This is a genomic window from Bradyrhizobium sp. CB1717 (assembly GCF_029714325.1).
GTDB lineage: Bacteria > Pseudomonadota > Alphaproteobacteria > Rhizobiales > Xanthobacteraceae > Bradyrhizobium.
The window spans coordinates 6,033,186-6,040,000 of the sequence record NZ_CP121666.1; the positions used below are offsets into that span (position 1 = coordinate 6,033,186).

Annotated in this window: 7 protein-coding genes; 6 read left to right on the plus strand and 1 reads right to left on the minus strand. The window is 65.0% G+C overall.

The annotated features are described in order from the left end of the window. Positions 1 to 187 precede the first annotated feature (187 nt). The 6 genes from QA649_RS28800 (at position 188) to QA649_RS28825 (ending at position 5,761) form a co-directional block, all read left to right on the plus strand. Entirely contained in the window at positions 188 to 1,060 is an 873-nt protein-coding gene (locus QA649_RS28800) for an NAD(P)-dependent oxidoreductase (protein ID WP_018645475.1), read from the plus strand. Positions 1,061 to 1,082: 22 nt separating this feature from the next. Continuing rightward, positions 1,083 to 2,360, plus strand: a complete 1,278-nt coding sequence (gene nhaD, locus QA649_RS28805) for a sodium:proton antiporter NhaD (protein WP_283020153.1) — start codon at positions 1,083 to 1,085, stop codon at positions 2,358 to 2,360. Between the two features lie 138 nt (positions 2,361 to 2,498). Next, the gene (locus tag QA649_RS28810; protein WP_260384604.1) at positions 2,499 to 4,094 is read left to right on the plus strand and encodes a HAMP domain-containing sensor histidine kinase; all 1,596 of its coding nucleotides are present in this window, start codon (positions 2,499 to 2,501) and stop codon (positions 4,092 to 4,094) included. Between the two features lie 44 nt (positions 4,095 to 4,138). Beyond that, positions 4,139 to 4,342: a DUF1289 domain-containing protein gene (locus tag QA649_RS28815; RefSeq protein ID WP_018645472.1), complete on the plus strand. Its 204-nt coding sequence runs from the start codon at positions 4,139 to 4,141 to the stop codon at positions 4,340 to 4,342. A 28-nt stretch (positions 4,343 to 4,370) separates the two neighbouring features. After that, positions 4,371 to 4,925 (plus strand): TIGR02281 family clan AA aspartic protease, encoded by a 555-nt coding sequence (locus QA649_RS28820; protein ID WP_260384606.1) that lies wholly within the window; start codon positions 4,371 to 4,373, stop codon positions 4,923 to 4,925. 167 nt (positions 4,926 to 5,092) lie between these two features. Next, positions 5,093 to 5,761 carry an outer membrane beta-barrel protein gene (locus tag QA649_RS28825; RefSeq protein WP_283020154.1) on the plus strand — a complete coding sequence of 223 codons (669 nt, stop codon included), beginning with the start codon at positions 5,093 to 5,095 and terminating at the stop codon, positions 5,759 to 5,761. Positions 5,762 to 5,820: 59 nt separating this feature from the next. Here the strand turns inward: QA649_RS28825 and dusA are convergent, their stop codons facing one another. After that, positions 5,821 to 6,780, minus strand: coding sequence for a tRNA dihydrouridine(20/20a) synthase DusA (gene dusA / locus QA649_RS28830; RefSeq protein WP_283020155.1), 960 nt, complete (start codon positions 6,778 to 6,780; stop codon positions 5,821 to 5,823). Positions 6,781 to 6,815: the final 35 nt, after the last annotated feature.

Sequence of the window (6,815 nt, forward strand, 5' to 3'; positions counted from 1 at the left end):
TCCCTTGTTTTGAAGTTCTTGAGGTCCGCCATCCTAGCACAAGAGGGCGCCAAACGAAGGCGTTGCCCTCCGCCCTTAAGGGTTTATGGTGCGCCCGGTCCGCTCCGAAGCGGAACCTCAAAATGCCGCATGGGCGCCCCCCGCCCGGCTACAACCGTAAAACTCAAACTACGGACAAGGTACCACAATGGCTAAAGTCGCTTTCCTCGGTCTCGGCGTGATGGGCTTCCCCATGGCCGGACACCTCGTGAAAAAAGGGGGCCATGAGGTCACCGTCTACAACCGCACCGCGGCCAAGGCGAAGGAATGGGCGGACAAGTTCGGCGGCAAGACGGCGGCCACCCCGAAGGCCGCCGCCGAGGGCCAGGATTTCGTGATGTGCTGCGTCGGCAACGACAACGACCTGCGCTCGGTCACGATCGGCGCCGACGGTGCATTCGCCGGCATGAAGAAGGGCGCAACCTTCGTCGACCACACCACCGCCTCCGCCGAGGTTGCCCGCGAGCTCGATGCGGCCGCGACCAAGGCCGGCTTCAAGTTCATCGACGCCCCCGTCTCCGGCGGCCAGGCCGGCGCCGAGAATGGCGTGCTGACCGTGATGTGCGGCGGCGCTGAGGACGTCTATGCCGGCGCCGAGCCGATCATCACCGGCGCCTATGCGCGGATGTGCAAACTGCTCGGGCCGGCCGGTTCGGGCCAGCTGACCAAGATGGTCAACCAGATCTGCATCGCCGGGCTCGTGCAGGGTCTCTCCGAGGGCATCCATTTCGCCAAGAAGAGCGGCCTCGACGTCGCCGCCGTGATCGAGACCATCTCGAAAGGCGCCGCGCAGTCGTGGCAGATGGAAAACCGCTACAAGACCATGAACGAGGACAAGTACGATTTCGGCTTCGCGGTCGAATGGATGCGCAAGGACCTCTCGATCGCGATCGCCGAAGCCCGCCGCAACGGCGCCAATCTGCCTGTCACCGCGCTGGTCGATCAGTTCTACGCCGAGGTCGAGAAGATGGGCGGCAAGCGCTGGGATACGTCGAGCCTGCTCGCGCGCCTCAATCGCTGATACCTGACGACCTGAAACGACCTTGCTGATCGCGATCGCCGCCATCTTCGTCCTCGCCTACGCGGCGATCGCGCTCGAGCACCCGCTTCGCGTCAACAAGAGCGCCACAGCGCTGCTCGGCGCGGGGCTGCTGTGGACCATCTACGCGGTCGCAACCGGCGACCACGCACTGGTCGGCCGCCAGCTCGACGAGTCCGTCGGCTCCACCGCGCAGATCGTCTTCTTCCTGATCTGCGCCATGACCATCGTCGAGGTGATCGACGCCCATGACGGCTTCGAGGTCATCACCTCCCTGATCCGCACGACGAGCCAGGTCACGCTGATCTGGCTGATCGGCTTCGTCACGTTCTTCCTCAGCGCGATCCTGGACAATCTGACGACCACAATCGTCATGATCTCGCTGATCCAGAAGCTGATCGCCCGCCGCGACGACCGCCTGCTGTTCGCCTCCCTCATCGTCATTGCCGCCAATGCCGGCGGCGCCTGGACCGTGATCGGCGACGTCACCACGACCATGCTGTGGATCGGCGGGCAGATCACGCCGCTGAAGATCATGGGCGCGGTGTTCCTGCCCTCGCTGCTCAATCTGCTGGTGCCGCTCGCCTTCATCAGCTTCTCGCTCAGGGGCAAGACCATCGCACCGCCGCCAAAGGACAACGGACTCCTGGCCGTCGACCGGTTCGAGCGCAATTTGATGTTCTATCTCGGGCTCGGCACGCTGATCGCGGTGCCGGCGTTCAAGGCGGTCACGCATCTGGCGCCCTTCATGGGCATCCTGTTCGGGCTCGGCGTGCTCTGGCTGGTCGGCGAGATCGTGCACCGCCACAAGGAGGAGCATGTGCGCCAGCCGCTCACGCTGGTGCACGCGCTGACCCGGATCGACATGAGCTCGGTCGTGTTCTTCGTCGGCATCCTGCTCGCGGTCGCCTGCCTCGAGCATGCCGGCCTGCTGTCGCTACTGGCCAGATGGCTCGATGCCACGATCGGCCGCCAGGACGTCATCGTCGTCGCGCTCGGCCTGCTCAGCGCCATCATCGACAACGTGCCGCTGGTCGCCGCGACCATGGGCATGTACGACCTCGCGCATTATCCGCCTGATAGCTTCATCTGGGAGTTCATCGCCTATTGCGCCGGCACCGGCGGCTCGATCCTGATCATCGGCTCGGCCGCGGGCGTTGCGGCCATGGGCCTCGAGCGGATCGAGTTCCTCTGGTACGCCCGCCGCATCGCCCCTCCCGCGCTGGCGGGCTATCTGGCCGGCGCGGTGGTCTATATTGCGCAGCACGCGGCCTTGCATTGACGGCGCTGACCGGATCCAAAATTAACGCCGGGTTAACGTAATTCTTTAGCTCCTTAAGTCACCTCTTAAGGATTTCTTGCCAGAGATAGACAATGCAGAAGGCCCGCGCCCGGCGCGGGCAGGAATCGTTGTTGTTCGATGAGTAACCCCGCTGAAAAGCCTGAGGTAGTGCAGCTTCCGGCCGAGCCGGTGAGCGCTCCATCGGCGAGCAGCCGAAGGGCTGCGGCGCAGCGGGTGCGCGAGGCCCGCGATAAGTTAACGTCGACCAGCGGAACCCGGCCGGCCTTCGACGCCGAGATGCTGCGCCAATACGCGCAGACGCGATTGTCGGCCTCCTATGTCGTGATGCTGCTGGTGGTTGCGACCGGCGTGCTGTTTGGCCTGTGGATGCAGCCGATCCCGGCCGCGCTCTGGACCGCCGGGATGCTCTGCATCCACGGCGCGATGGTCCGCAGTTGCCGGCGCTTCCTGACCGAACCCGCCTCGCCCGCGGCAACGCGCGCCTGGCGCACCCGCTTCGTCGTGCTCGACCTGCTCTATGGCCTGTGCTGGATGGCGATCCTGATCCATCCCGTGCTCGACATGGTCACGGAAACGCTGATGATGTTCCTGATGCTGCTGGTGATTGCAGTATCGAGCATGCTGGCCGCGAACTTGCCGATCGCCGCCCTCGCCGCCACCGCGCCGGTTGCGGTCGCGATGGCGCTGAGCTTTGCGATGACCGGCTCGCTGGACAATTACATCCTGGCCGCGCTGGCGATTGCCGCAGAAGGCTATTTCGTGCTGCTGGCGCATCGCCTGCACTCCTCGACCTTCGCGACGCTCGAAGCGCGGGCCGAGAAGGACGCGCTGATCGGCGAGCTGGAGCAGGCCAAGGCGATCTCGGACGAAGCGCGCCACCGCGCCGAATCCGCCAACGTCGCCAAGTCGCGCTTCCTCGCTCAGATGAGCCATGAGCTGCGCACGCCGCTGAACGCCATCCTCGGTTTCTCCGAGGTGATGAAGAGCGAGATCTTCGGCGCGCATGCGGTGCCGGTCTACAAGGAGTACTCGGCCGACATCCATAATTCCGGCGTGCACCTGCTCAACCTCATCAACGAGATCCTCGATCTGTCGCGGATCGAGGCCGGCCGCTACGAGCTCAACGAGGAAGCGGTGTCGCTGGTCGGCATCGTCGCGGACTGCCATCATCTGATGAAGCTGCGCGCCTCCAGCCGCGGCATCACCATCCACGAAGTGTTCGAGCAGGCCATGCCGCGGCTCTGGGCCGACGAGCGTGCGATCCGCCAGGTCGTGCTCAACCTGCTCTCCAACTCGATCAAGTTCACGCCGCAAGGCGGCGAGATCTGGCTCAAGGCCGGCTGGACCGCCTCGGGCGGACAGTATCTCTCGGTGAAGGATACCGGCTCCGGCATCCCCGAGGACGAGATCCCGGTGGTGCTCGCCTCGTTCGGCCAGGGCTCCAACTCGATCAAGTCGGCGGAACAGGGCGCGGGCCTTGGCCTGCCGATCGCCAAGAACCTGATCGACCTGCATGGCGGCACATTCACGCTGAAATCGAAGCTGCGCATCGGCACCGAGGTGATCGTCACCTTCCCGCCGGAGCGGGTGATGAGCGCGCTGGCGCCGCTGTCGGACGATTCTCCACCGCTCCAGCCTGAAGGGTCCGCTGTATCCGACGAGAAACGCCGGCCGCGCCATAAGCCGATCATGAGCGCAGGTACGGGCTCTTAACCAGATGCTTGCAGACATGCCCGACAACCCTCCACTATGTCCGAATGAGCAAAGAAACGCCGTGCGTCGCGGTCTGCATGATCGATCCCAAGACCAAGCTGTGCTTCGGCTGCGGCCGCACCTTGCCGGAGATCGCGCGCTGGCACGCAATGGAAAGCGCGGAACGGCTCTCGGTCATGGCGCTGTTGCCGGCACGCATGGCGGACGCCGGTTTGCAGCCGATCGCGGGATCACCGAAACGCACCTGATCGCCCCGCGCACCTATAGAGGTGCGCAATGATCCGCTTCCTCCTCGTCCTCATCATGCTCGCCGGCACAGCGGGGGCCGTCGTCGCCTATGGCGACCCTGATCAGATCGCGCGCGCGAGCCACAAGGTCTCGCACATCTTCCGCGGACAGACCGCCGCCCCGCCCCCGGCGGTGCAGATCCCGCGCGGCCAGGGCGGCGAATTCGCGCTGCGCGCGAAGATCAACGGCGTCGCCGCACCGATGGTGATCGACACCGGCGCGACCTCCGTGGTGCTGACCTGGGAAACGGCGAAGGCGATCGGGCTGCCGCTCGAAATGCTCGAATACGACGTCGACCTCGAGACCGCAGGCGGCCACACCAAGGCGGCACGGCTCACGCTCGATCGTCTCGCCGTCGGCCATCTCGTCGAGAAATCGGTGCCGGCCCTCGTCGTGCAGCGCGGCCAGATGAAGACCAATCTGCTCGGCATGAGCTTCCTCGACCGCCTGGAGAGCTGGGGCGTGCGCGCCGACAAGCTGATGCTCACGGGCTATCCCGAGCTGCAGAGCAGCCACCGCCGCCCGCGCACGGCCGTCGACTAATCCTTCCATCGCAACGACGATCTTGGGTAGCCCGCCGAATGCGCAGAGGGTGTGGCATTTCCGGTATTTACAAACCGCCTGGTCGGTTTATAACCACTGACATTCCCGGATCGGGGTTGGACAAGCGCTGCTTCCCGCCGGAAGCGGCCAAGTGGGAGATTTGAGTCATGAATGCCAGAGCCGCCTTACGCCGCACGATGCGCGCCCTGCCCTTTGCCACGGCGTTCGCCGCAGGCAGTGCCAGCGCTGCCGGCCTGTCGCCGCGCTATGCGGCGCCCTCCTCCGCCTACACGTCACCACAGCCGGTGTATTCGTGGACCGGTCTTTATGCGGGCCTCAACGCCGGCTACGCCGAGAGCGGCGACGATGCCTTCAACAACCTCGTCGGCGTGAGCGGCGGCAAGGTCAAGGGCGCCTTCGGCGGCGTGCAGATCGGCTATAACTATCAGCTCTCGCCGATGTTCGTGGTCGGCATCGAGAACGACTTCGAGGGTGGAGACATCAAGAACCACGACGCCCCCAACAGCGCCGCCGTGAGCATTCCCTGGTTCATGACCGGCCGGGCCCGCGCCGGTATCGCCACGATGGATTCACGGTTGTTGTTTTTCGGGACCGCGGGCCTCGCCGCGGGTGAGTTGAAAGACGGCCCGATCAACAAGATGAAGATGGGCTGGACCGCAGGCGGCGGCGTCGAGTGGGCATTCCTGCCGAAATGGTCGGCCAAAGCCGAGTATCTCTACACCGAGTTCAAGCACGACGATCTGCCGGACTGGAATGCAGCAAAGTTCCACACCTTCCGCGTCGGCGTGAACTATCATTTCGACCTGTTCCGCTGATTGCGGATCGACGAAGGGCCGGATCTTGCGATCCGGCTCGTTCTCCGTGGTGGACGCTGCTAAGCAGCGGCCTCCGCCGGCACGCGCGCACCGACGCGCGCGATCGCATCGCGGAGCACGTCGACACCTGCGCCCGGCTTCACACCCTGCTCGGCGAGATGGCGGCGGAACGCACGTGCGCCGGCAACGGCGTGGAACGCGCCGACGAAATGCCGCGTGATGGCGTGCAGCCGCGTGCCGCGCGCGAGCTGCTCCTCGATGTAGGGCATCATCGCCTCGAATGCGTCCTGCATGGTCGCGTGCGGCGCAGGCGCGCCGAAGATCTCGGCATCGACAGAGAGCAGCCGCCACGGCTCCTGATAGGCGGCGCGGCCGAGCATCACGCCGTCGACATGCGCCAGATGCGCCTTCGCCTCGTCGATGCCCGGGACGCCGCCATTGATGATGACAGGCACGTCCGGCATTGCGCGCTTGAGACGATAGACGCGATCATAATCAAGCGGCGGGATGTCGCGGTTCTCCTTCGGCGACAATCCATTGAGCCAGGCTTTTCGCGCATGCACGATCAGCGCGTCGCAGCCGGACGCAACCACCGCTCGCGCGAGCGTATCGAGTGCCACTTCCGGATCCTGATCATCGATGCCGATGCGGCACTTCACCGTGACGGGAACGGCAACTGCGCGCTTCATCGCATCGACGCACCGCGCCACGAGCTCCGGCTCCGCCATCAGGCAGGCGCCGAAGCGGCCGTCCTTCACGCGGTCGGACGGACAACCAACGTTGAGGTTGATCTCGTCATAGCCAAAATCCTCGCCGATCCGCGCCGCCAGCGTGAGCTCGCGCGGATCCGAGCCGCCGAGCTGAAGCGCCACCGGGTGCTCGATCGCATCGAACCCAAGCAGCCGTTCCCGATCACCGTGGATGACGGCGCCCGTCGTCAGCATCTCCGTATAGAGCAGCGTCCGTCGGGTGAGGTGACGGTGGAACACCCGGCAATGCCGGTCGGTCCAATCCATCATGGGGGCACAGCTAAATTTCCATGTATTGTCAGCCA

What these genes read in the sequence shown, in the direction of transcription:
- QA649_RS28800 (WP_018645475.1), top strand. Translation starts at nt 188, where the DNA reads ATGGCTAAAGTCGCTTTCCTCGGTCTCGGCGTGATGGGCTTCCCCATG.
- QA649_RS28810 (WP_260384604.1), top strand. Translation starts at nt 2,499, where the DNA reads ATGAGTAACCCCGCTGAAAAGCCTGAGGTAGTGCAGCTTCCGGCCGAG.
- QA649_RS28815 (WP_018645472.1), top strand. Translation starts at nt 4,139, where the DNA reads ATGAGCAAAGAAACGCCGTGCGTCGCGGTCTGCATGATCGATCCCAAG.
- QA649_RS28820 (WP_260384606.1), top strand. Translation starts at nt 4,371, where the DNA reads ATGATCCGCTTCCTCCTCGTCCTCATCATGCTCGCCGGCACAGCGGGG.
- QA649_RS28825 (WP_283020154.1), top strand. Translation starts at nt 5,093, where the DNA reads ATGAATGCCAGAGCCGCCTTACGCCGCACGATGCGCGCCCTGCCCTTT.
- dusA (WP_283020155.1), bottom strand. Translation starts at nt 6,780, where the DNA reads ATGATGGATTGGACCGACCGGCATTGCCGGGTGTTCCACCGTCACCTC.